Origin of the sequence: Zoogloea ramigera, from assembly GCF_006539865.1 — a bacterium.
Lineage (GTDB): Bacteria > Pseudomonadota > Gammaproteobacteria > Burkholderiales > Rhodocyclaceae > Zoogloea > Zoogloea ramigera.
This window is the reverse complement of record NZ_BJNV01000155.1, coordinates 1-1756: the sequence shown is the minus strand read 5'-3', so window position 1 is coordinate 1756 and position 1756 is coordinate 1. Positions and strand designations below refer to the sequence as shown.

General features: G+C 66.7%; 2 protein-coding genes. Both read right to left on the bottom strand.

Going from position 1 to position 1756, the window contains the following annotated elements; translation table 11 throughout:
* Positions 1–214 precede the first annotated feature (214 nt).
* A complete protein-coding gene (gene rquA / locus ZRA01_RS20155) occupies positions 215–901 on the bottom strand; it encodes a rhodoquinone biosynthesis methyltransferase RquA (RefSeq protein WP_141355156.1) in 687 nt (228 codons plus the stop codon).
* 634 nt (positions 902–1535) lie between these two features.
* Positions 1536–1727 (bottom strand): hypothetical protein, encoded by a 192-nt coding sequence (locus ZRA01_RS20150; RefSeq protein WP_141355155.1) that lies wholly within the window; start codon positions 1725–1727, stop codon positions 1536–1538.
* Positions 1728–1756: the final 29 nt, after the last annotated feature.

The following is a 1756-nucleotide window of genomic DNA, read 5'->3' as shown; positions in this document are numbered from 1 at the left end:
CCGGCTCCAGCCCGGCCCGATGGCTTGGTGTCGTCGAGATCCGGGGGTGGGCTGGCGGCCAGGCGGCGGGGGGCTGGGCGTGTCGAAGGCGGCGGGCGACAGGAATGCCGTGGCCCGCGAAGGGCGCGGTGTGCGGCGGAGAAAGGGGTGACCCGCCCGGGCGTCGGCTGCCGGGCTGGGAGGTGGGGACGGGCTTCAAGCCCGGCGGCAGCAATCAGCTGCGCCGCACGCCCACCACCTTCTGGTACAGCCCGCCGAAGAAGGTTTCCTTGGTCCACTCGAACTCGGCCGTCTGCGGCACCATCGTGGCGATCTCTTCGGCCAGCAGCGCGTTGGCGAAGGGCTCGAGATAGCGGAACACCAGCGCCATCGCCGGCCGCATCGGGTGCCACCAGCGCGGCTTGTGGTAGTCCACGAACACGATCTTGCCGCCCGGCTCGACCGCCTCGAGCAGGTTGGTGACGATGCGATGGCGCGCGTAGGTGGGCACCTCGTGGAGCAAAAAGAAGCAGCACACCGCATCGAAGCTCGCCCCCACCGGCTCGGTGAGGTCGGCCACCCGGGCCTGGGCCTCCGGCCACGGCGCCAGCTTGCGGCGCGTGTTGGCGATCTGGATCGGCGCCACATCCACCACCGTGAGCTGCCCGCCGTCGCCCAGCCGCCGCGCCAGCCGGGGCGAGAAATCCCCATACACCGCCGCCGCCTGCAGCACCCGCTGGCCGGGCGCAAACTCGCCCACCGCGGCATCCATCAGCCGGCTCGCGTTGCCCCACAGGATCGCCGACACCACCACCGGGCGGTCCAGCCACGGCATGGTGCGATGGTCGAGATAAGCCCAGCTGTAGGTGTTGCGGAGGTAATCGGGAAGCCGATGCGCAGAACTGCTGGAAGAGTCGGACATGATCGTGGCGCCGTTGAACTGATGCAGCCCAGATCATACCTCTTAGGTGTTACGTCGGCGGTGGTGGATACGGCCCGGCTGCCCGGGGGCGCGCCCATGCCCCGGCCGGCCAGGGCAGAAACTCCGACAGCCCCGCGAGGCGATCTTTTTGTCACGGGGAAAAAATTGCTGGCGACAGGTAAAAAACCGGCAGCCATGTCACAACAACCGTTTTTCGGGCCGCGCGAGTATTGCGGAGGGCGGCGCAGTCGCCGAGGCGTGCCGCGCAAACGTCGCGGAGTGTGGCGAAATCACTGAGGAGACCCGCGCGACTTTCCCGCCAACCCGAGCAGTTTTCCAGCCAACCCGCGCAAACGCCAAGGAGCGTGGCGCAATCATCAGGGGGCGCGTCGCAGGGCTTGGAAGACCTGGCGCAGGGCTCCGACGAAATCGCTCGAACTTCAAGGCGTGTCGCCCGAACTTTGCGGAGCATCTCTCTGGGTCTGCGCCAGGTGGATCAAGAGTTGCGCGGGTTGGCGGGAAAATCGCGCGAGTTGGCGTAATCGTCGAGGAAATCGGCGTAAAAAATAAAACTCTATAAAACAGATGCTTGTGAAAACAGCCGTGCACACAACGGCCCCCGGCAGCCCGCTTTTCAACCGCGCCACACCCCGGCCAGACCGCAGGCCACCCGATCACGCGGGTGGAGAGACCGCCGCGAGAGAGGCGTGACGAACGAGGAGGGGCATTCGACGGCGTTGGCTTTCTGCGGGGCGAGGTGATGTCCTGACAAGCCGGTCTGTACTGCCAGCTTGTAGGACATGCGCTCGATTTGAAAGTCGGGCATGGGGCGCGTCTCCCTCCCCTGACAAGGGC

Coding starts and splice junctions, on each gene's coding strand:
- rquA (WP_141355156.1), bottom strand. CDS start 901: ATGTCCGACTCTTCCAGCAGTTCTGCGCATCGGCTTCCCGATTACCTC.
- ZRA01_RS20150 (WP_141355155.1), bottom strand. CDS start 1,727: ATGCCCGACTTTCAAATCGAGCGCATGTCCTACAAGCTGGCAGTACAG.